This window comes from Lacrimispora sp. BS-2, assembly GCF_040207125.1.
In the GTDB taxonomy this organism is placed as follows: Bacteria; Bacillota; Clostridia; order Lachnospirales; family Lachnospiraceae; genus Lacrimispora.
This window is the reverse complement of record NZ_CP157940.1, coordinates 3,672,924-3,695,196: the sequence shown is the minus strand read 5'-3', so window position 1 is coordinate 3,695,196 and position 22,273 is coordinate 3,672,924. Positions and strand designations below refer to the sequence as shown.

Here is a 22,273-nt window from a genome sequence, read left to right as displayed (position 1 = left end):
AAATACCCATTATACTTTTCAACTAAATCTACTAATCATGTAATCCGTATTACCTTTAAAACGCATACAGGAGTAAATATTCCCCTTTATATCAACGCTTTCCCCAGCTTTTTATAAGCAGAACGGCGCAACCATTCTGCCATTTATAAAATGATCCTTGAAAAGCACATTTTATTATGTAGGATTTCCCATCCATACTCCCTCCATTTCTACCAATAATTCTTTTCTGCAAATATCGTTCTGTAAATACACGATGTTCTGGTTTCCAAAACTTCTTTCACATATTTGTTTTATAATCGGGAAGTCTCCCCAGTTCTTGATATATACTTTTAAATATTGTAATTGTGCCCGAACCTCCGAACATTCAATGAAATATTCTCTAAGATTCTTTTCAGACAACAATATTTTAATGTTATCAATCGTTGTTTTTGTTTGCATAAATGCATCCCCGATATATACACTAGTTGTTCCTATGATGCTTGCTGTCCCAGAAACGAGCAGTATTTTTTCGTTTTCTAGTTCCACATATGTTGCACGAGAGAACTTGGGGCTGGAAGTGCCATACTGCTCCGGATACTGATAGGCCGGAACCTGTCTTGGATTTTCGATATTGTATCTGTTCGCACTTTTATGTATTGCGAGTAAAGAAATACACAGGTTACTTCCATTTGTTCCAATACCCGTTGCCGCAGGATAAACCTTCCCATTTTTTTGATAAAATTCTGAGAATGCTTCTTCCCGTCCTGCGCAAAACTCCTTATACCTCTCCTGGGCTTCTCCCTTTTCGTTTATTTCCGGAATATAGTTCCAAAAGCGAACAACGTGATAAACATCTAAATTTAATTCTAGAAAAATCTGATTGTAGGCGTTTTTAGCATTTTGCTGATGTGTCCCCATCTCATCATTCACTGTGACGGTACGAAAGCAGAAATGATCACTTTCTCCTACGCTGCAGCCCTCTACTTTCTTATAATAAACCGATTCTGTTGTATACCAGACTTCGCAGAAGTTCCCACTTACATTCTCCACTTGAATAAACTGATAAGGCAAAAACTTTGTATTTGCTTCTTTGGCAAATTCTGATTTTTCTCCATATTCAATGATTCCTAATATATTACCAGCTATTTGATCAAACATTCTATTTGCGGTAACAATTTCAACATAAAGACTCTCTCCCATAACCTGATTTCCCCATTTCCTGTAATATTATTTTTTCAAGTTCTTTTAAATCATCAATAAAACTCACGGATAAGCTGTTCCTCAATTCAACCGGAATTAATTGATATTCCGGCCATGATTGCTTTGGTAAAACAACTTTCTTAATCCCATGTTCCTGAATCGTACACAATTTTTCTTTTAATCCGCCAATTCTTAATACCCGGCCCTCTAATGATACCTCTCCGGAAAAAGCGATAGGCTGCTGGAATTTCATATTTCTTATTGTACAAAGCAACTTTACAAAGAAAGTCAAGCCAGCTGAAACTCCATCTTTGCTTATCTCTTGTTCATATATATTGATATGGAAGTCATGTTTATAAAAATAATTAGAAGGTATCTTCCATTTACTGCAATTTACTTTGAGGTAAGTGAAAACGACTTGAACAGATTCTTTCATAAGGCTCCCTATATTACCTGAAAAATCAATATTTCCTTGCCCTCTGGTGATTGCCACTTCAATTGGTAAAAGGGTTCCTCCCCATTTCGTCCAAGCCATGCCAACTCCTTGTAAACATCTTTTTTTAATTTGTTCATCAAATACATAACATCCGCTTCCCAGCATGTTAAAAATCATCTTATTGGTAATAGCTATGTTCTTATCCTTTTCATATTTATTTTCATAATAAATGACTTCATATAAGTTTCGAATCAATACTGATAAATAATTGATCCCAGCTTCTTTTGTATAATGTTTTATAAGTATTTCAATAGTATTATCTGGCAAATGTACATTTTCTAAATTCCACCTTTTTTGACACTTTTCAATAATAGTTTTAGCATACAAAACTTTTTCCTGCATGGATAAACAACCATAAAGAAACACCCGGAACTCAGCATTTAACGCTGTGTTTGTCCCGAGAATAGCATTGGAAGAAAATACAAATATTGCACCTGATAAATCCCCCGTCATGTTAAGTGCTTTAATAAAACGGCTAACTGTATTAGGATACATACCATTTTTTACCGCCGTATTTTCAATATAAAATAAAGCATTATTTTTATCTCCATATGTATCCGGGAAACTGGTATTTCCATCAAAGTCCGGATAATCTATAGAAATAAATTCCCGGCCAATTGCTTTGCTTATCTGTTTTATTAATTTTCCTTTCCCGATTCCGGCTGGTCCATTTATTCCTATAAAGTGATTTTCACCTAATGTGTGACACATTTTTATATATTGATAAATGTCTATACCCCATTGCATACCTACCAAAGGATTTTCGTGCTCCATAATTTAATTCACTCCATAACGTTTTTTATAACGATAATATATCCTTAACATTTTTTCCATGAGTGAAGCACAATTGGGGGTTCTAATTGAATAATCTGGAAGCTGGGACACGTTTGACAGACAAAACGAAAAAAGATATAATATATTACAGACGTAATAAAAATGGAGGAATGGATATGACAAAAATATCAGATGCAGAATACGAAGTTATGAAGATCATATGGAAATATTCACCGATTAACACCAATGATGTGACCGAAAAACTTTTAGCCACTACAGCTTGGACTCCAGAAACAATTCATACCCTATTAAATCGTTTAGTTAAGAAAAAAGCCATCACATATAGCAAAGAAAGCCGTGTTTTCGTTTATACTCCCCTCATAACTCAAAAGGAATATCTGGAACACAAAAGCAGTACTTTTCTCAGACAGTATTTTGATGGTAATCTGTCGGCACTTATGGCCAATTACATGCATAGTGAAAAGATTTCAGATGAGCAGTTAAAAGCTTTAAAAAAATTGTTCACCTCTCCAGAGGAAAGGGGGAAATAAATATGTTTGCGATAAACTTTATAAAATGCAACATAATACTCACATGCATAATAGGCATTGTTTACTTCTTAGTATATATATTTAAAAAATATTTATCGCCTGGATTTCACTACAATTTAGGCTTAGTAATGCTGATTACACTGCTGCTTCCTTTTATTCCCCTGCATAATACAAATGCGAATATTTTTGAGTCTTATTTTGAATCCGGGGAGTCCCAGGAAAGGCTGCTTCAAGGCGAGCGCCATAATGCTTCAGAGGATAATTTAAATTTACTCTCTGATAATTCCGAAGGTATGTCTCAAATGAATTGGAAGTTTATAGGCAACCTATTACTCCTCATATGGATTTTAGGTATGATCTATACCTTTTTTAAAGCCGGATATACGAATTATAAAATTTATTTATTAAATAAATACGCTCTTCCTAATCAAAACGCTTCGATCAACCAGCTTTTAGAACAATGTTTAAAAGAAATGGGAATTAATAAAAAGATACCCTTAAAGATTGCTTCTTTAAATACTCCTGGCATAGTCGGCATAATCAACCCTTGTATTTTACTCCCAAGACATACTTTAGAAGCAATCCCTTTAAGTGATCTAAGATTTATAATCCTTCATGAATTGCAGCATTACCGCCATAAGGACATATTAATCAACTGCTTTATCTGCCTGATTCAAATTTTGTATTGGTTCAATCCAGCTATTAACTGGTTTCTGAAAGAACTACGCCAGGTGCAGGAGGTCTCCTGTGACACTTCTGTTCTGAGCAAAATTGAATCTCATGCTTATTCTGACTATGGGAATGCTTTGATCAACTTTGCGGAATTAGTCTCAAAACAAACGTTTTCAGCGATATACAATATTGGCGGTTCCTATCAGCAGATCAGACGACGAAGTCTGGCTATCGTACATTACAAAAAATACACCTCTTTTCATAGGCTAAAAGATTTTATCCTGGTTTCTTGTGTAGCAGCATTCATCTTTTGCATCACACCATCTGTGAATCTTTTAGCGGCAACTCATGATACCGCCAGTTTAAAAGAACTGAATTATAAAACGGTGGATCTATCCTCCTATTTTTCAGGCTATGCCGGCAGCTTTGTGCTGTACAATGTCCAAAATGATACCTACTCCCTTTATAATGCAGACAAATGCGTAGTCCGTACATCACCGGATTCTACATACAAGATATATAGTGCACTTGCAGCATTAGAAAACCATATAATAACACCGGGCAGCAACGTACAGGCGTGGTCCGGGGAACATTACAGCCATAATAACTGGAATCAAAATCAAACGTTAAAAAGTGCAATGGCAAAATCAGTGAACTGGTATTTTCAGAATCTGGATGTAAATGTCGGTTATTCCCGCCTGCAAAGTTTCTTTGACATGATTTCTTATGGAAATAAGGATCTTTCAGGAGGTATCTCCAACTATTGGATTGAATCATCACTCCTAATATCTCCCCTGGAACAGGTACAACTTTTAACTGATTTTCAAAAAAACACCTGGGGATTTGATACTCAAAATGTCGCTGCAGTAAAAAACTCTATATTTATTTCTGATTCTCAAGGTAATAAACTCTTTGGGAAGACAGGAACCGGTAATGTTAACGGTAAATTCATAAATGGCTGGTTTGTCGGTTATGTTGAAACCAGCAGTACAACTTATGTATTTGCATCAAATATTCAAGGCACCGATCATTGCGATGGTGCCACTGCTGCTAAAATTTCTTTAAATATATTATCCGATTTGAAGATTTATTAAATAACGCCCAAAATCGAAATAGGCCGGTTCAGCCCCAGACCAGCCTATTTTTTAATACAATTCCCTTTTTGATCATACCTCTTTAAAATATTTCAAAATGGGCTGAAACTGCAAAATTATTTTCTGTGTATTTAAAGCTGCTCACACTGCTTTCCAACCACAATACAGAGAAACATGTATCACTATTAACCAAATATACTTCCGTCCCTTCTGCGTTTACCTGTAAATACAGAGGGGCCTTTCGGTTTCCAATGCAGGGAAACAATCCATCTTGATATAATACTGACGGTTCTGCCTCAAATAATTTTATCTTATTCGCAAGAACCATTGTCTCCGCATCAATGATATAAAGATAATTCGGGTATCCTGTCACTGCCAAAAACGGCTTTTCATTGTAATAGAAAATTTTATGAGTTGTTATCCGGTTAAATTCGGAATCCGTGAAGCAGCCTAAATTTACAACAATGCCATCGGTATATCGATATTTCACAATCATTCCAGGGCCGTGAAGTACCATACTGCCCTTAAACTTTGACATGTTATGACAGCTCACATAAAAAACAGACTGGTCATCCCGGTCAAATTCCACATGAGCCGGTGTATATAGCGGCGGTTCCATAATCAGTGATTTCTCTTTTTGCATATCCCAAAGAAAAATTTTTCCTTTGGGAAAATCAGCATTATTATACTCAATCCGTACTGCTTCATTATCCAAACCAGGCATATCACTGACATCAAGATTTACAGAAATATTCATATCCAAAGATACCAAAAATCTTTCCTTGGAGTATCCTACCTGATGCATATTATCAATCAAACCTTTTTCAATATGTTTCTGCTCTTGAAACCTTCGCCTTTCCACATCGTATTCTAAATAGTCAAACCCCATTTCAGTCTTTTTACCATTATAAATATCAGCACGTTCATCAGAGGAATTGACAGATAAATAAATCAAATTATCATCTCTATTTCCAATGGAAGAAGCACTGAATATGGTATCAGTGGGATCTTTATATGTAATCGCACGAGTTTCAAGAGAATTCACATTAATTTCTCTAAAATAAGGGGCCTGAAGCATAAACGACAGCATTCTATCCCCTACCTTATAGCAACTATGGGGATTGATCAAGTACGGAAGAAATTGCTCAGTTTTCTGAGCTCCATAGGGCAGCTTACCCTTTGGAAACTGGCGTTCAATCATTTTCACCAGGTGTTCCTGTTCTTTTGTATTATCAACGAGGATTTCTTTCGTTTCCTTTTTTTCCAAGTCAATAATATAGTACGCTTCAAAAAAGTTGCTATTAAGCAATCCTGCAACAAAAAGCTTGCTCTTCTCCATTGTCTTTCCCCCTTAATTCAAGCGTTTGCTTGATTTCCCATCATAAGTTTTATTTAATATACAAAAAATGATTTACATGTCTTGTTTAATTACCTTCTTTAATAATAGACTGGCCCTATGATAAAATATTAGGTGCAGAAAAGAAAGAAGGCACTGACCATGAAAAGATATTTTAATCGGCTGAAAAAAACAGCAACAATTATTGGGTCAATTATATTAGCTATCTCCTGGAATCTTTGAAATCCTGTATTGGTAAGCTGGAATACGCTGCAACCCGTCTCCAGCGATCTGATTAGAAAGATACTTTATACTTCCATCTTGAAACAATCTCACTGTAATCTTATGAGTGAGTGCATCATCATTGTCAGATGCTTCACATACAGCATCCACCGTCAAGGTTAATGTTCCATCCGCATTGTTCCCTATTTCTGTTACTTCGGGATATGAAAAATTAAAAGCATTGGGAGAATAATTACCGCATCCTAATCGATCCCACTCATACACTTTATTCTTTTTATTATAAACGGCATACTCTTCCAGCTGCTCTCTGGATACCGGCAGGTACTCCGTCATAAGATCTTCAAACATATCTCTTGGTATTCCACAGGAATACTGTTCAAAAGGTAACTTATCCCCATACTTTATGAAATAAAGAGATTCAAACAGTCCAGTATAATCCAAATGTTCCATGTGTTCCTCATCCCAATTTGAACATAGCATATTATTTCCCTGATAACTGACAGGCACCAGATATTTTTCAGTCATCTCTTGATATTTGCTATTAAACGGCTTTACTCTAATTAACATATTTCCATTCATAATTTCCGTTACCTCGGGATACTCCGGTACACAATATGCGAAGCGGAACCAGCCTTTTTCTGTATAACTCCATTCTTTTATCCGTGTATAAGATGTAGCCGTAATTGAAATCAACATATTTTTGTTCCATACAGCATTTGTATATAACGAATACATATCCTTACCATCAAATATAAATTTCTGCCTTGCAATGCCTCCATTTGTCAGTACTCTATATACAACAATCTCCGACTTTATCCCACTGGAACTATGGTTTAAAAACTGTTCCATTTTTTTATGATTTGCCATGCCATATTTATTTCCACTATCCGAAACAGGGATTCCTGCAGCAGCTATGGCATCATACATTTGTTTCACAGTTTCCTCGGGAATCGTAATGTTTATTGAATTTCCTTTATCTGAATTTTCATATATTTTGTATACAATCCCCATGACTTTTTCGCATTCTTTTTCCGATTCCCTTTTGTCTTTTTCATTTATTGGGAGGTCATACCCTTTCTCATATAACTCTTTCTGGGATAAACTTTCCCCCTCTTTGTTATTGGATAGATTGTATTTTAGCATCATACTCAATACAATACATAAAACTATCAAAATCCCCCTTATTATTTTACGCTCTTTTTCTATCGACCATTTCAATTCTTTCATCCTGATACCTCATAATCTTTTACCCTCTCTTTCTCTGTCGTTTCTTCTCTTAACTATTACAAGCATAATATTTATACTTAGGCGTCTTTCACCACCCTTCTGCGTTTACATTCCATCTGCTTTAAAGTAAGCATCTAAGTTAAATGGTGCTTTTTGCTCAATTTTCATGATATTATTATTTTCATCTATTATTTTATTAATAGTATCAGAAATCCCATCACTGTTTTGAATAATCAATATCCTTTTTCTCACATAAATAAGGATAAAAACATCATAAAAAATAATATAGGTTATCTCTTTATAGCCATATACAACTTCTCTATAAATCAAATGCTCTTTCTCCAGTTCCATTGAAAATGGAGTACCATATTTTTTACGAATTACTTCCTGCAGCCTCTTTCTGTTCCAATTTCTAAACCATAATAAAAAAATTGCATAAACCGTGGCCCCGGCGGCGGTAAAAAAGCATACCTTCATAAAATTTGTAATGGCATTTTCAAGTAAATAGAATAAGATTGTGCAAAGATATAATACCGATATTACCCCATATAACAGCTTCATACTCTTTTTACCATATTGAATCATTTTGCCTTTTGTACCGGTTCTTACACGAAACAGTACCTCTAACTTAGCTAAAGTATCTGCTGTAAAAGCTTGAGTAAATTTCATAAAGAAACCCTCCTACTTCTATATATTACGCCCGTAATACTTGTCCGTCAAGGAAAAATCCATTTTATGCAGTAAAGTACAGCGCAACATTCATATATACCAGAATATTGCGCTGTATTTAAATTATGCAAGCACTAAAAATCCCCCACTAGCTAAGAATTCCAATAAGGCGCCGACTCCTGTACTGGCGACAAGACAAATTACTGCAACAATCGCTACAACAGCAACGGTCTTTAAAGCAACAGCAGCAAATTCTTTTGCATCAAACTGATCATTGCTATCATTATTGATCGTAATTTTAAATTCTATTTGTACGGTAATTCCAGCTTCCAAACCCGGAACTTCCGGCAGCAAGTCTTCGGAACTAACGCTAATTGTAACTTTTATCTGTTTGGGTGTCAAAAAATCATATCCAAATGAAATGTTACCCGATTTAACTGATAATGCAATGCTAGTCAAAACATTGCTGAAATCAGCCCCATTTCCAAGTTCACCAAGATCAATATCGGACGTTATCTCACTGATTTGATCCTGACATCCCATGGTTAAACTACCTGAATTATCAATGCCGACTTTAATATTGTAATCTGTTTCTGCCACAGTTTTCATTTCTTGTGAGTACGCTGCCGTGATTGTAACCACACTTTTTCCAACTGTATAGGTATCAAGCAAAATTTTTTTATTGTAGGTAATGCCCACTTCCAACGCTTTGTTCATATAGCCAAGTGGATCTAATACATCATAGATATACTGATTTCTTGCAATTTCCAATAGAGCTTCCCTATTTTCCTTTTGAAGTTCTTCGTCTGTTTTCTGTTTTACTTTATCGAAGCCGAAAACCCCTGAATCCCTTCCCGAATATGCATCTTTATCAATTGGAAAAGAAGGTGAAGAGGTAAATTGCTGCTCGTTAAACTGATCAAAAGCCCAGTTAGAGGGAATCGGGAAGCCTAAATTGCAGCTGAATCCGGTTGACATATCTGCCACAAACGAAGTTTTCGCCAATCCCTGTTCATTTATCTTCGTACAAACATAACGGGGAGCATAAATACCCACCTTGTATTTCTTACTGTTTTTTGCACTATTAAAGAAAAGGTTAATGCGTCTAAAATACGGGATAATGAATGTAGTAATCTGGTATTCGTAGCAATCAAAGTCCACCGCAAAATAAATTGTGGTATTTTCCGGAATCCCGATTCTTTCAGCTGCTAAAACTGCTGTTTGCGCATCAATCGATCCCTGTGATGGATTCTGAAAATACTTAAGATAGTATCCTCCATCTTGATAAATCGGAAATACATTAAGTCCAGCCGCTTCAATAAAGCCAATCTCTTCAAGAGTTAAATACTTAGGAATGTGCTCAATCCCAACAGAACCCGTAAGGTAGCGTCCAACATGAGTATAGCCAGCATTTTTTAAGTCAAGAGCCTGCTGCCGGTTTAACACAGTGGCACAATCACAGGCCTTGGCTTTTCTTCCAGTATCCCCTTTACTTGTCAGCAGTGACTTCATAGTAGAAACATTGACTTCCCCCTCTGTTACAAGCCCAATTCCCGTTAGACCATAAAATTCCTGGAAAGCTTTAACCTCGCTTCTAGTTATGTTTTCAAAGATTCCGTCAAACCTTCTCGGATCATAACCGTTAAAATATAGCCCATACTGAACTAATTTATTAAATGGTACATACGCGGAGGAATTCTGCCCCGATTTAAGGCTCCCAGGAAACGCTTTTGTAGTTGCATCTCCAAAATTTACAGAATTTAAATCTGTAATCAGATTTGTCGTAACTCCTTCAGCCGCCTGAAGTGCACCTACCAATGACAAAGCTGTCTGCCTTGAAACCACTCCGTCACAAGGCCCAACGCCAATAATATCCGACCAGTCGCTATTTAACTGCTGCTGAATCAATCGTGTGGTACTGTCACCTCTAAACACCTTTTGAAACCAATTCATTGAAAGAAGTCCTGTCCAAACTTTCCAGTCAATTCTGCCTGTTACTGTAAGTCCTGCATCAGCCTGCATTTTTCTAACTGCTGAAACGCCTGTAGTATAATAAATACCTGTAATACCGCCGGCATTGTACCCTTTACAAAACAATGCGCACTGAATGAGACATACATTAATATTACTTTCATCATCAGGATTCATTTTTTCAATCACTGATAAACTTTTCATTTTGTTAATCGTAATCGGTCCCACTGTACCCGTAATACTGGAAATTCCATTCTGAATCTGAAACGCTCTAATAATTCCCTGCATTACTGCAGTACCGGTATAGCCGTCCTCATCTAATGCCACCCAGCTCGGATGACCTCCGAACATTGCGTTAAGATACTTTTGAGCTTTAATTACATTAATGTCTGCCATTTTGTTTCCTCCTGATTTTATTTATTTTATAAGCGCTTACATATAAAAAGAAGAATTTATAAGCAAAAGTGTAAACAAACTTTAAGTTTACCTTGACAAGTGCTAAAGAAGCCAGCCAGCTGACAGGAATTAAGCAGGCTGGCTTTCGGTTACAAACCACATGGCAGATACATCAATGTTATTACAACAATCATACATATGTTGTGTATTTTACACCTTTGTGTGATATTGTCGGATTTACATTTCCTGTTCCCACAGCTAAAATGAAACTATCAGATAAACCAGTGAAACACCAATAGGGAGGAGAGAATCACATGAAGAAAACAGCAAAAATATCAGCAGTCTTATTAGCCATGGCACTGGCAGCCACCGGCTGCAGCTCCGGGAAACAGGCCGATCATAAAGCACCGGCAGATACCGGAAAAACCGAAGCCGCCAGTCAGGCACCAGGGGAGGAAGAGCCTGTTTTGGTCGTCTATACCGCCCGCGGGGAATCCTTAAACAATGCCGTGATTCCGGAATTTGAAAAGGACACCGGAATTAAAGTCGAGGTGGTGGTCGCCGGCACCGGAGAGCTTTTAAAGAGAGCTCAGTCAGAAAAAGCCAATCCTCTTGGCGATATCTTCTGGGTCGCTGACCAGACCATGTTATCCGCATCCAAAGACTTATTCATGGAATATGTATCAGCCGAAGATGCCAACATGATCGATGCCTTTAAAAATACTACCGGTTACTTTACCCCTGCATTTGCAGATCCTACTGTTATGATCGTAAACAAAGACTTAAAAGGCGATATGAAAATTGATGGATTCGAAGATTTATTAAATCCGGAATTAAAAGGAAAAATCGCATTTGGCGATCCTGTAAACTCCAGTTCCGCATTCCAGTCATTGCTGGCTATGCTCTACGGCATGGGCAAAGACGGCGATCCCCTTTCAGACGAAGCATGGGCCTATGTAGACAAGTTCATCGCCAACTTAGACGGCAAAATGAGCAACAGCTCCAGCCAGGTATACAAAGGCGTGGCTGAAGGCGAATACGTAGTAGGTCTGACCTGGGAAGATCCTGCTGCCAACTATGTCAAGGAAGGTGCCGCAGTAGAAGTTGTATTCCCGGTAGAAGGAGCCATCTTCCCCGGGGAATCCGTACAGATTCTAAAAGACTGCAAGCATCCGGAAAATGCAAAGAAATTTGTTGATTACATGCTGTCTGAGAAGATCCAGAATGCAGTCGGTTCCACACTGACCGTAAGACCTTTAAGGAAAGACGCCACTCTGGCTGATTATATGAAGCCTCAAAGTGAGATTAAATTATTTGATAACTATGATGAGGGATGGGTAGCGGAGCATAAATTAGAAATCACTAATCGGTTCAGTGAGCACATGGAAACATCCATGGATTAACAAACTGCATCAAGCAAAACAAAAGACTGCCTGGGACTCAGTCAGGGGCAGTCTTTTTGTACCAAAAAATATGGAATATACCAGGAGAAATAAACTATGGGCGTAGCAATCAGTATAGAAAATGCAATAAAACGATTTGGAAAAGACACCATTATCAATGGATTATCACTGGACATTAAACCCGGGGAATTCTTCACCCTACTGGGACCATCCGGCTGCGGCAAGACAACCCTGCTTCGGATGATCATCGGCTTTAACAGCATTGAGGGCGGCGAAATCAAGGTAGACCAGAAAGTAATCAACAACATCCCCACCAACAAACGAAACATGGGCATGGTCTTCCAGAACTATGCCATTTTCCCTCACATGACAGTTAAGGATAATGTGGCCTTTGGACTGAAAAACAGAAAAATACCTGCATCACAAATCGAGGCCCAGGTGGATGAAATCCTGAAAGTCGTAAAAATCGACCATTTAAAAAACCGTATGCCCGCCAAGCTGTCCGGCGGTCAGCAGCAGCGTGTCGCCTTAGCACGGGCAATCGTCATCCATCCCGAAGTTCTCCTGATGGATCAGCCACTGTCAAACCTGGATGCCAAGCTTCGTGTGGAGATGAGAAATGCGATTAAACGGATTCAGCAGCAGATAGGCATCACCACCGTTTATGTAACTCATGACCAGGAGGAGGCTCTGGCCGTATCAGACCGGATCGCAGTCATGAACGGCGGTGTCATCCAACAGATCGATACGCCTAAGAACATCTATCAGCGGCCCGCAAACTTATTTGTATCCACCTTTATCGGCTTATCCAATATCCTGTCCGGTAAAACATCGGTTAAGAACGGTGAGACTTCCATTCAGATTCAGGATTATACCGTACCCATGGATCACTTAAGCCAGGAAGCAAAAGACGGACAGAATATCAAGGTATCCATCCGCCCCGAAGAATTCATCATCAACCAGAAAGACGGTGCGGGCATCCCTGCGACAGTAAAAAGCAGTGTATTCCTTGGCATTACCACCCATTATTTTGTTACCCTGGCAGACGGTCAGGAAATCGAAGTCATCCAGAATTCCGATATCTGGGATATCATTCCGGATGGTTCTAAAATCCGTCTTGCTGTGCAGCCTCAAAAGATCAACATTTACACCGAAGACGGAAATAGAAATCTTGTAGTCAGGAGGGATCAGGTATGAGATATGCCGGCGAAAAGAAGTTCAATATCTGGATAGCTATGGCACTGGGGATTCTGGCCCTCTTTCTCATCTTTGTAGTCTATCCCTTAATTCTGATATTATATAAGAGCGTGCTTTCCGAGGATGGTTCCTTCAGTCTTGCATATTTCGGTAAATTCTTCGCCAGAAAATATTACTGGAGCACTCTGGTAAACAGTTTTAAAGTCACCATTGTTTCCACCCTGTTGGCGGCTGCTCTGGGTCTGGTCATGGCCTATGTTCTGCGGAGTGTACGAATCAGGGGAAGTAAGTATTTAAATATCCTGATCGTCATGTCCTACCTTTCTCCGCCGTTTATCGGAGCTTATGCCTGGATTCAGTTACTGGGGCGCAATGGCTTTATCACCAAGATCTTAAACAATCTGTTTCATGTAAAGTTAAACGGCATTTATGGATTTGCAGGAATTGTACTGGTCTTCTCTCTGCAATCCTTTCCACTGGTTTATATGTATATCTCAGGCGCTCTTAAAAACCTGGATAACTCCTTAAATGAAGCCGCTGAAAGCCTGGGATGCAGTGCCCTCCAGAGAGTGCTGCAAGTGATCGTGCCACTGGTCATGCCCACCATGCTTGCCAGCTCCCTCCTGGTATTTATGAGAGTGTTCTCCGACTTTGGTACTCCTATGCTGATCGGTGAAGGTTATAAAACATTTCCGGTTTTGATGTACAGCCAGTTTATGGGCGAGGTCAATACCGATGACCATTTTGCTGCTGCACTCTGTGTCATTATCATCGGCATCACCCTGCTGTTATTCTTCTTCCAGCGCTATCTTGGAAACCGCTATACTTATTCCATGACCGCACTAAAACCTATGGAAGCAGAAAACTGCACTGGTCTTAAAAATGTATTATCCCACCTGTTCGTATACCTGGTTGTTATCATGGCCATCCTTCCGCAGCTCACTGTTATCTTCACTTCCTTCCTGGCTACCGGAGGAGGAAGCGTATACACCGGAGGATTCTCTCTTGATAACTACCGGAACACACTGTTTTCAAAGAATAACAACGGCGCAATTCTCAACACTTATTTATTCGGGCTGTGTGCCATCGCTGTGGTTGTGGTACTGGGAATATTGATCTCCTACCTGACTGTACGAAAAAAATCATTTTTGACTAATATCCTTGATACGGTCACCATGTTCCCATACATCATACCAGGCTCTGTACTGGGTATCTCATTTTTATATGCATTTAACACAAAACCGTTTCTCCTCAGCGGCACCGCACTCATTATCATCATCTCACTGGCCATCAGGCGTATGCCCTACACCATCCGTTCCAGTACTGCCATAATCGGACAGATCAGCCCCAGTGTGGAGGAAGCTGCCATCAGTCTGGGCTGTTCAGAGACGAAATCATTTGCAAAAATTACAGTTCCCATGATGATGTCCGGTGTATTATCCGGCGCCATTATGAGCTGGATCACCTTAATCAGTGAGCTGAGTTCTTCCATCATCCTCTATACCAGCAAGACCCAGACACTGACCGTAGCTATTTATGCAGAGGTCATTAGAAGCAACTTCGGCAATGCTGCTGCATACTCAACCCTCCTAACTCTGACCAGTATCCTATCGCTGCTTTTGTTCTTCAAACTAACGGGCAGCAATGATATCAGCATTTAGCGAAAGCAATGAGCAGTGCGAAATAAGTCATAAAAAGATTTTCGTTGTGCTTGCACATAAGAAAATCTCTTTATGGCTTATTTCATAGGGAGAATGCCCGTTAGCTCATGAAACCGCAGGTTTTATGAGCTGCACTGCGGACTTATGGTATAATAACTATAACCACACGCTCTAAACCACCTTAGCTATTAACCATGTATACATTCGGAGGCCCGCCTTATGAAAAGCAACCAATACAAACACTACATAAAAAAATCCTTCATCAAATATGCTCTTTCCATCATCTCACTATTATTTGTACTGGTGCTTTTATTCCTATTCATCAATGTAAAGTGGATTATCTCCGGTACCAACAAAAAAAATCACGTTCAGCTATCCGCCATCCTAAATCAACAGCTCCTACTCTATCAGCAGGGACTGGCAGATCTTTCCCAAAGCCCGGATCTGCTGACCGCCCTTAACAGCACAGACTCTGCCGCCATCACTGCAAATAACCGGCTTCTTTATGACTTCACCAATGCCCAGACAATCCGGTCTACCTTTGTACTCTTAGATCAGCATGAACACATTGTCAGCAGCAATCTATTCTCCGGCAATCAGGATATTTTCCTGGAAAGTGACACCTTCCACCGCATGATCAGCCAGATGCAGGAACAGCCCGAAAAGACTTTCACACTGCCAAGCCGCTTAAACTATGCCCATGGACAGGCAGGAGATTTAATTCTTGGCAAAGCCGTGTTAAAAGACGGCACACTTGCCGGCTATCTGTTTTTTGACCTGCTGGATACCTACCTCTATGAGATCATCCACGAATATCCCCTGGATGATGTTATCATCACAGACCGGTATGATAATCTTATCTTTTCTATCAGCCGCCAGCAGACCGACCCCATGGACAAATACCCTTCCGGAAAATATCGGATGGACTGGCAGGAAGGAAATGTGGTAAAGGTCAATGGAAAGCATTATCACATTCAAAAAAGTTCACTTCCCGGAAGTTCTCTGATCTTATATACACTGGTTTTCATTGAATATCAAAAGAGTCTGCTGTTTTACGGCTTTATATTCATGCTTATCGTAGGAATCCTTCTGGTGATCATTTCCCTGCCTGTAACCGAACACATCACCCAGAAAAACCTGCTGGCCATCAATGAACTCCAGAAATCCATCGAACAGATGGGAAAAGGCAATATGGACTATCAGCTCCGTTCTCAGGTATTTGATGAATTCCAGAAACTGGATGATGCCTACCGCCACATGGTAATGCAGCGGGAAGAACTGCTTACTTATAACAGTGAACTGTCCGAGCGAAAGCGGACCATGGAAATCAAACAATTAGAAGAACAATTTAACCCTCATTTTATCTTCAATGTTATGGAGACCCTCCGGTATGAAATTATGATCGATGCAGCAAAAGCATCTGATATGGTTCAGTCTTTCGCCAGCCTCATGCGCTACAGCATCTATTACGGCAGCACCATTGTCTCACTCAGAACGGATATTGAATATATCAATGATTATCTCCTGTTACAAAAAATGCGCTATAACCGTCGTTTGAAATATCATATTGATATTCCGGAGGAAGTGCTGGAATACCGGATTCCCAAGCTGCTGCTTCAGCCGGTTGTGGAAAATTCCCTGGTCCACGGCATGAAAGATACCCACTCCATCTCCATTACCATCACCGGACGCGTGCATGATGATCTGTTGGAGCTGTGTGTGGAGGATGACGGAAGCGGAATTGATGGAGAACGCCTTGCCAGTCTGCGGACCGGACTGGAGTCGGAGGATGAATATAAGGATCATATTGGTCTTTATAATTCCCATCGTGTTGTCCGGCTGTTATATGGTCCCGGATATGGCCTGACAATCGAAAGCCAGCCAGGTTCCGGCACACGGGTCACCGTTACCATGCCGGCAGATATGGAGGATTATTATGTATAAAGTTTTACTTGTAGAAGACGAAGATATCATCAGAAAAGGTCTGATGTTCATGGTAAATTGGCAGGAGCTTAACTGCGTAGTTATAGGTGAAGCCATAGACGGAGTCGATGGAATTCAAAAGATCAAAGAAAACGAACCCGACATCGTAATAGTAGATATCAACATGCCTATCATGAACGGTCTGCAGATGTTGGAAGAAAGCATTAAAGAATACGGTTATGAAGCCATTATTGTATCAGGATACAGTGAATTTGAATTTGCCAAAAAGGCGATTCGCCTTGACGTCACAGAATATCTGCTAAAACCTGTAGATTTTACAGAGCTTTATGATGCGATTCATAAGATAACCGAAAAGCTGGAAGCGAATACACGGATGAAGGGATATATCCGGCAAATCCATATGGAAAAGAAAAAACTGGGGATTTTAGAAACAGATATTTTTGAAACCGTCGCCTTCAAAAATAAATACGTGAGCACCATGGTAAAGTACATAGAAGAGCATTATTCTTCCCGCCTTTCCTTAACCGATTTAAGCGAAGAATATAATCTTTCCTGTACCTACCTAAATACCAAATTCAAAAGCGAGACCGGCTACACCTTCAATGACTTCTTGAACCGATACCGGATGCAGAAAGCTGTGGAGCTTTTGAAATCAGATCAGTATAAGATTTATGAAATCGCGGAGATGGTGGGATTTTCTGAATATAAGTATTTTATAAAGGTGTTTAAAAAATATATCGGCTGCTCTCCGGCTAAATTTATGGAGATGGGTGAAGGAAAGTAGCTGCCATTTTTATCATAAAACGGACCGTAGAAAATTCTTCCATGGTCCGTTTTACTTAAAAATAGGAAACCGGTAATGTCTTTTTTTATTACCTACGATGCCTGAGCTCCATGCAACCGGGCAAAAATTCCTCCCTTCGCAATCAGCTCGTCATGAGTACCCATCTCCGCAATACCGGTCCCATCAAGCACTACAATCAAATCAGCCTCACGGGTAGTAGAAAGCCTGTGTGCAATCATTATGGTGGTGCGCTCCTTTGAAATCTCATTCAACGCCGCCTGTATTTCCTTTTCTGTTTTTGTATCCAAAGCAGAGGTTGCCTCATCCAGGATCAGGATTGGAGAATCTCTTAAAATCGCACGGGCAATAGCAATTCTCTGCCTTTGTCCTCCTGACAGTAAAACGCCCCGTTCCCCGATAAACGTATCATACCCGTTTTCCATCCTTTCAATGAAATCGTGGGCATTTGCTGCCTTTGCCGCTGCAATAACATCTTCTCTTTTCGCATCTTTCCAGCCGTATACAATATTCTCATACACAGTTCCATTAAAAAGGAATGTATCCTGTAACACCATGGAAATATTGTCCCGTAAACTGGAAAGCGTCACATCCCGGATATCAACTCCGTCAATGAAAACAGCTCCTTCCTGGGGATCATAAAACCGGTTGATCAGGTTTGCTATGGTACTTTTTCCTACACCTGTAGTCCCAACCAAAGCCACAGTCTGCCCTTTCTTAATGGTCAGGTTAATATTCTTCATTACCGGAATATCTTCCTGATAAGAAAAAGAGAGATCGTTCAGCACAATTTCACCTTGAACCCGATTAAGGGTTTTTGCATTTTTCTTTTCCTTTACTTCCGGGATTTCATCAAAAACATCAAATACCCGTTTACACCCGGCTCCGGCTTCTCCCGCCCTTTCCGCAAGAGCAGAAAAGCTTTTTACAGGACCATAAAACATGGACAGATACATAACAAATCCAACAATGTCTGCAATCTCCACTTCCCCGGTTCCCACCAGGTACCCGCCATAAACGACCACAATCACCGTTCCCAGTGCAGTGACAAAGGCAAGCAAAGGATAAGTTGTTTCAAAAAAGAAGCTTGCACGAAGATAGGCTAAACTGTGGCGAAGCGAAAGATTTGCAACCTTACGTTCCTCATGGCTTTGCTGATTAAAAATCTGAATTTCTTTGATGCCGGAAAGATTGTCCTGGACCTTTCCGGCAAGTTCCCCTCTTACCCGGGAATTTTCTTTCCAGGTAGGGGATACATGACGGCTCTGCCACATGGTAATTCCCAGAAGAAAAGGTATGGTAACCAGACTTACCATGGCAAGCTTTCCATTGATCGTAAACAGCAAAGCTCCCACTCCTATAAATGTAAGAACATTGACTGCAAAATCCGGAATCACATGTGCCAAAAGTATCTCTGCATCCAGCGCATCATTCACGACACGGCTGGTGAGATCGCCTGTCCTGCTTTTGTGAAAATAACTTAAGCTCATATGCTGCAGCTTGCCGTAAAGCCTCTTTCGTAAATCCGCCACATAGTGAAGGGCTGCATAATGATTTAAATATCCGGCCGCGGAAGTTCCTGCCGCCTGGATTGTAGCTGCGCCAAGAAGAGACAGTCCGATACGCAGGGCCTGAGCCTGAAAATCACTGATTCCCTCTGTAGCAAGTGCCGTTAATTCCCTTAAGGCCCATGGCGTATAAAACCCGGCTGCCGTAGATACCACGAGGGCTAAAAGTGCAAAGATCAGATGAATCCTGTACCTTTTTGCCTCCCGGAATATCCGCAGTGCTATTCTCATACAGAAATCGCCTCCTTATGGGACAGACGTTCCTGATGCAAAAGAGCATAGGTCAGACACACAGGCCGTCCTGTTCTTGGTTCCTTGACAATTTCAGCATCAATGGAAAATGTCTCCTTTAAAACATGAGGTACCATTACTTCTTCCGGGCTGCCGTGCTGGATGATTTTCCCTCCCCGGACCGCAATCATATAGTCAGAAAAACGTGCCGCCAAATTCAAATCATGAAGAACCATGGCAATGGTGCAGCCCTGGCTGCGGTTCAGCCCGTATAAAAGCTCCAACACTTCAAGCTGATGAGCCAGATCCAGATAAGTAGTGGGTTCGTCAAGTAAAATCAGATCTGTCTGCTGGGCAAGTGCCATGGCAATCCAGACTCTTTGCCGCTGTCCCCCTGATAATGTATTTACTTCCCGATGCTCCAAATCCAAAAGCTTGGTCGCCGAGATTGCCCACCGCACAATCTTTTTATCCTCAGGCGTCAATTTCCCAAACCCGCTTTGGTGAGGAAACCGCCCATATGCAACCAGTTCACTTACCGTCAGCCCGCTGGGAGCCGAAGGCGATTGGGGCAAAATCGCCATTTTTTTTGCAATTTCCTTAGTGGGAAGTATGGAGATATCACCTCCATTTAAATAAACCATTCCGTTTTTGGGTTTTAAAATGCGCCCGATGGCTTTTAACACCGTGGATTTCCCGCATCCGTTAGGACCAATGATGGACGTGATTTTTTTATGAGGAATTACCATATCCAAATTCTCCACAATCATGGCGTTGTCATAGGCAATATCTAATTTTTTTGTTGTGATACTATTCATACGGTCCTCCTTAATTTGCTTTCGCCAATAGATATAAAAAGTACGGAGTACTAAGCGCCGTAATTACAATACCCGTAGGCACATCTGCCCCCAGGCTGATGGTTCTTGTTATGGTATCTGCAAGCAGTACAATGATCGCACCGCAAAGCCCGGAGGCAGGAAGGAACCATTTATGGTCTGGCCCCATCAATTTTCTTGCCATATGAGGGGAAATCATTCCTACAAAAAAGAAGTTTCCACCCAGTGATACGCTGCCTGAAGAAAGTGCTACTGCTGCTACGGTCAAACCGATAAATTCAGGCTTTACTGCAGCACCAAGGCCCGAAGCCGTTTCATTCCCAAGATTAAGAATGTTTAGAATATGAGCTTTATAAAATACATATCCGCATAAAATCAATGTCCATGGAATCAGTATTACAAGATAACGCCATTCATCTCCCCACAAGCTGCCGGCGCTCCAGCGCTGTATAAAATCCATCTGATTCTGATCCAGCTTAAGGGTCAGCAGTGTAGTTAAGGCTCCATATCCGCTTCCCAGTGCAACGCCTGTTAAAATCAGCCCTGTAGGGGAAATGTCTTTCCCTCTTCTATAAGAAAGCAGAAAAATCAATCCTGCAGCGGTCATTCCTCCGAAAAAGGAAAGTAATGGCATCAAAATTGCAGATGACACCGTCTTTGCAGAAAACAATACCACAAAAATCAGTACAAACAGCCCTGAACCGGAGCTGATTCCTAAAGTACCTGGACTTGCCATATCATTTCGCAAAAGGCTCTGCATGATACAACCGGAAACGCCCATTCCCACTCCCACAAGAATTGACAGAACAATGCGGGGAAGGCGGAATTCTAAAATAATTAAATTTTGCTGCGGGGTGCCTTTTCCTGTGATCACACTTAAAACTTCTCCTGGAGTGAGATTCATTTTTCCGGAGTTAATGCTGATCACAGCGATTACTGCCATTAAGATTACCATAATCAGAAAAAGGAACTGTTTTTTCATTCAAATTCCCTCCTTTGCTTTCTTGCAAGATAAAGGAAATAAGGAACACCGATCACAGCAAATATGATACCAATTGGCGTCTCATAAGGTTTATTGATTAATCGTCCTATTAAATCCGCAAAAACCGTAAGCAAGGCACCATAAAGCCCTGAAGCCGGAATGATATACCGGTAATCCACCCCTACTATATATCGGACAATATGAGGGGTAATGAGTCCGACAAAACCAACCGGCCCTACGATAATGACAGAAAGCCCGGTAAGGAGCAGCACAATCAGCGTAGAAATTCCTTTGACCAATCTGGTTTTTAACCCCAATCCGGCTGCAACATCTTCCCCTAAACTCAGCACAGTAACCGATGGAGAAAGCCAAAGCGCTGCCAGCACTCCTGCTGCAAAAAGAGGGAGAATCATCATAAGCTCGCTCCATTTGGCCCCTGCTGTTCCTCCTGCTGTCCAATAAGCGAGGGCATGGCCAAGACGGTATTTAATGGAGAGGAACTGGCTGAATGCTCCAAACAGCATGGAAATAGAAATTCCTGCCAATACAAGACGCTGGGGCGTCATTCCTCCTTTTCCAAGAGAAGCAATAAAATAGGTCATTGCTGTGGCAACCGCGGCTCCCGTACATGCAAACAAAATAGTCTGGGCATAGGTGCGCCCAGGCAGGAATGCCATACAAAATGCCATGGCAAAGGTGGCTCCGGAGCTGATTCCCATAAGTCCGGAGTCAGCAAGGGGATTCCGTGTTGTTCCCTGCATAATTGCTCCGCAAATTGCCAGACTGCACCCCACCATTAAATCTGCCAGGGTACGTGGAAGCCGAAGGGTCTGAATAATCTGATGCTCTGTCAAATTTGGATTAAATCGAAAGATTGCCTCCCAGGCAGTGGTAAAGCGCATGTCGGCAGCACCAAAAGAAATGGATGCAGCCGACATGAAAATCAAAAGTCCAAATCCAAGAAGCATATAAATAGTAAAGCCGGCAGAGCCTTTCCACCGCCGCTTTATTGATGTAGTTTTCATTGAAGCCTGTTCCTTT

The 22,273-nt window shown here is 40.6% G+C and carries 17 protein-coding genes; 7 read left to right on the top strand and 10 right to left on the bottom strand.

Annotated elements, in window-relative coordinates; genetic code table 11:
* Positions 1-174: 174 nt before the first annotated feature.
* Entirely contained in the window at positions 175-1,179 is a 1,005-nt protein-coding gene (locus ABFV83_RS17335; RefSeq protein WP_349945595.1) for a hypothetical protein, read from the bottom strand.
* The gene (locus tag ABFV83_RS17330; RefSeq protein WP_349945593.1) at positions 1,157-2,449 is read right to left on the bottom strand and encodes a S16 family serine protease; all 1,293 of its coding nucleotides are present in this window, start codon (positions 2,447-2,449) and stop codon (positions 1,157-1,159) included. Before ABFV83_RS17330 ends, ABFV83_RS17335 begins: the two co-directional genes overlap by 23 nt.
* A gap of 86 nt (positions 2,450-2,535) precedes the next feature.
* On the opposite strand from ABFV83_RS17330, the gene ABFV83_RS17325 reads away from it, so the two are divergent.
* Complete coding sequence (locus ABFV83_RS17325; RefSeq protein ID WP_349945591.1) at positions 2,536-3,000, top strand: BlaI/MecI/CopY family transcriptional regulator; 465 nt, start codon at positions 2,536-2,538, stop codon at positions 2,998-3,000.
* 2 nt (positions 3,001-3,002) lie between these two features.
* Positions 3,003-4,766, top strand: coding sequence for a BlaR1 family beta-lactam sensor/signal transducer (locus ABFV83_RS17320; protein WP_349945590.1), 1,764 nt, complete (start codon positions 3,003-3,005; stop codon positions 4,764-4,766).
* 82 nt (positions 4,767-4,848) lie between these two features.
* Here the strand turns inward: ABFV83_RS17320 and ABFV83_RS17315 are convergent, their stop codons facing one another.
* The 4 genes from ABFV83_RS17315 to ABFV83_RS17300 form a co-directional block, all read right to left on the bottom strand.
* A complete protein-coding gene (locus ABFV83_RS17315) occupies positions 4,849-6,105 on the bottom strand; it encodes a hypothetical protein (protein ID WP_349945588.1) in 1,257 nt (418 codons plus the stop codon).
* A 216-nt stretch (positions 6,106-6,321) separates the two neighbouring features.
* A complete protein-coding gene (locus ABFV83_RS17310; protein WP_349945586.1) occupies positions 6,322-7,572 on the bottom strand; it encodes a DUF6070 family protein in 1,251 nt (416 codons plus the stop codon).
* 105 nt (positions 7,573-7,677) lie between these two features.
* Positions 7,678-8,241 carry a hypothetical protein gene (locus ABFV83_RS17305; RefSeq protein WP_349945585.1) on the bottom strand — a complete coding sequence of 188 codons (564 nt, stop codon included), beginning with the start codon at positions 8,239-8,241 and terminating at the stop codon, positions 7,678-7,680.
* Between the two features lie 123 nt (positions 8,242-8,364).
* A complete protein-coding gene (locus ABFV83_RS17300) occupies positions 8,365-10,608 on the bottom strand; it encodes a glycoside hydrolase domain-containing protein (protein WP_349945583.1) in 2,244 nt (747 codons plus the stop codon).
* A gap of 314 nt (positions 10,609-10,922) precedes the next feature.
* Between ABFV83_RS17300 and ABFV83_RS17295 the strand changes: the two genes are divergently transcribed.
* The 5 genes from ABFV83_RS17295 to ABFV83_RS17275 all read left to right on the top strand — a co-directional run bounded on the left by ABFV83_RS17295 (position 10,923) and on the right by ABFV83_RS17275 (position 17,597).
* Positions 10,923-12,011, top strand: a complete 1,089-nt coding sequence (locus ABFV83_RS17295) for an extracellular solute-binding protein (RefSeq protein ID WP_349945581.1) — start codon at positions 10,923-10,925, stop codon at positions 12,009-12,011.
* A gap of 96 nt (positions 12,012-12,107) precedes the next feature.
* Complete coding sequence (locus ABFV83_RS17290) at positions 12,108-13,208, top strand: ABC transporter ATP-binding protein (protein ID WP_349945579.1); 1,101 nt, start codon at positions 12,108-12,110, stop codon at positions 13,206-13,208.
* Positions 13,205-14,869, top strand: a complete 1,665-nt coding sequence (locus tag ABFV83_RS17285) for an iron ABC transporter permease (RefSeq protein WP_349945577.1) — start codon at positions 13,205-13,207, stop codon at positions 14,867-14,869. The genes ABFV83_RS17290 and ABFV83_RS17285 overlap by 4 nt, the downstream gene beginning before the upstream one ends.
* A 219-nt stretch (positions 14,870-15,088) precedes the next feature.
* The gene (locus ABFV83_RS17280) at positions 15,089-16,813 is read left to right on the top strand and encodes a sensor histidine kinase (protein WP_349945575.1); all 1,725 of its coding nucleotides are present in this window, start codon (positions 15,089-15,091) and stop codon (positions 16,811-16,813) included.
* A complete protein-coding gene (locus tag ABFV83_RS17275) occupies positions 16,806-17,597 on the top strand; it encodes a response regulator (protein ID WP_349945573.1) in 792 nt (263 codons plus the stop codon). Before ABFV83_RS17280 ends, ABFV83_RS17275 begins: the two co-directional genes overlap by 8 nt.
* A gap of 92 nt (positions 17,598-17,689) precedes the next feature.
* Here ABFV83_RS17275 and ABFV83_RS17270 read toward each other — a convergent pair whose 3' ends face one another.
* Genes ABFV83_RS17270 through ABFV83_RS17255 form a run of 4 tightly spaced genes read right to left on the bottom strand, consistent with a single transcriptional unit; the run spans position 17,690 to position 22,257 of the window.
* Positions 17,690-19,414, bottom strand: coding sequence for an ABC transporter ATP-binding protein (locus ABFV83_RS17270; protein ID WP_349945572.1), 1,725 nt, complete (start codon positions 19,412-19,414; stop codon positions 17,690-17,692).
* Positions 19,411-20,232, bottom strand: a complete 822-nt coding sequence (locus ABFV83_RS17265; protein ID WP_349945570.1) for an ABC transporter ATP-binding protein — start codon at positions 20,230-20,232, stop codon at positions 19,411-19,413. The genes ABFV83_RS17270 and ABFV83_RS17265 overlap by 4 nt, the downstream gene beginning before the upstream one ends.
* Before the next feature lie 10 nt (positions 20,233-20,242).
* Positions 20,243-21,232, bottom strand: a complete 990-nt coding sequence (locus ABFV83_RS17260) for an iron ABC transporter permease (protein WP_349945569.1) — start codon at positions 21,230-21,232, stop codon at positions 20,243-20,245.
* Positions 21,229-22,257, bottom strand: coding sequence for an iron ABC transporter permease (locus tag ABFV83_RS17255; protein ID WP_349945567.1), 1,029 nt, complete (start codon positions 22,255-22,257; stop codon positions 21,229-21,231). The genes ABFV83_RS17260 and ABFV83_RS17255 overlap by 4 nt, the downstream gene beginning before the upstream one ends.
* Between the last annotated feature and the right edge of the window lie 16 nt (positions 22,258-22,273).

Coding starts and splice junctions, on each gene's coding strand:
- ABFV83_RS17335 (WP_349945595.1), bottom strand. CDS start 1,179: ATGGGAGAGAGTCTTTATGTTGAAATTGTTACCGCAAATAGAATGTTT.
- ABFV83_RS17330 (WP_349945593.1), bottom strand. CDS start 2,449: ATGGAGCACGAAAATCCTTTGGTAGGTATGCAATGGGGTATAGACATT.
- ABFV83_RS17320 (WP_349945590.1), top strand. CDS start 3,003: ATGTTTGCGATAAACTTTATAAAATGCAACATAATACTCACATGCATA.
- ABFV83_RS17315 (WP_349945588.1), bottom strand. CDS start 6,105: ATGGAGAAGAGCAAGCTTTTTGTTGCAGGATTGCTTAATAGCAACTTT.
- ABFV83_RS17310 (WP_349945586.1), bottom strand. CDS start 7,572: ATGAAAGAATTGAAATGGTCGATAGAAAAAGAGCGTAAAATAATAAGG.
- ABFV83_RS17305 (WP_349945585.1), bottom strand. CDS start 8,241: ATGAAATTTACTCAAGCTTTTACAGCAGATACTTTAGCTAAGTTAGAG.
- ABFV83_RS17300 (WP_349945583.1), bottom strand. CDS start 10,608: ATGGCAGACATTAATGTAATTAAAGCTCAAAAGTATCTTAACGCAATG.
- ABFV83_RS17295 (WP_349945581.1), top strand. CDS start 10,923: ATGAAGAAAACAGCAAAAATATCAGCAGTCTTATTAGCCATGGCACTG.
- ABFV83_RS17290 (WP_349945579.1), top strand. CDS start 12,108: ATGGGCGTAGCAATCAGTATAGAAAATGCAATAAAACGATTTGGAAAA.
- ABFV83_RS17285 (WP_349945577.1), top strand. CDS start 13,205: ATGAGATATGCCGGCGAAAAGAAGTTCAATATCTGGATAGCTATGGCA.
- ABFV83_RS17280 (WP_349945575.1), top strand. CDS start 15,089: ATGAAAAGCAACCAATACAAACACTACATAAAAAAATCCTTCATCAAA.
- ABFV83_RS17275 (WP_349945573.1), top strand. CDS start 16,806: ATGTATAAAGTTTTACTTGTAGAAGACGAAGATATCATCAGAAAAGGT.
- ABFV83_RS17270 (WP_349945572.1), bottom strand. CDS start 19,414: ATGAGAATAGCACTGCGGATATTCCGGGAGGCAAAAAGGTACAGGATT.
- ABFV83_RS17265 (WP_349945570.1), bottom strand. CDS start 20,232: ATGAATAGTATCACAACAAAAAAATTAGATATTGCCTATGACAACGCC.
- ABFV83_RS17260 (WP_349945569.1), bottom strand. CDS start 21,232: ATGAAAAAACAGTTCCTTTTTCTGATTATGGTAATCTTAATGGCAGTA.
- ABFV83_RS17255 (WP_349945567.1), bottom strand. CDS start 22,257: ATGAAAACTACATCAATAAAGCGGCGGTGGAAAGGCTCTGCCGGCTTT.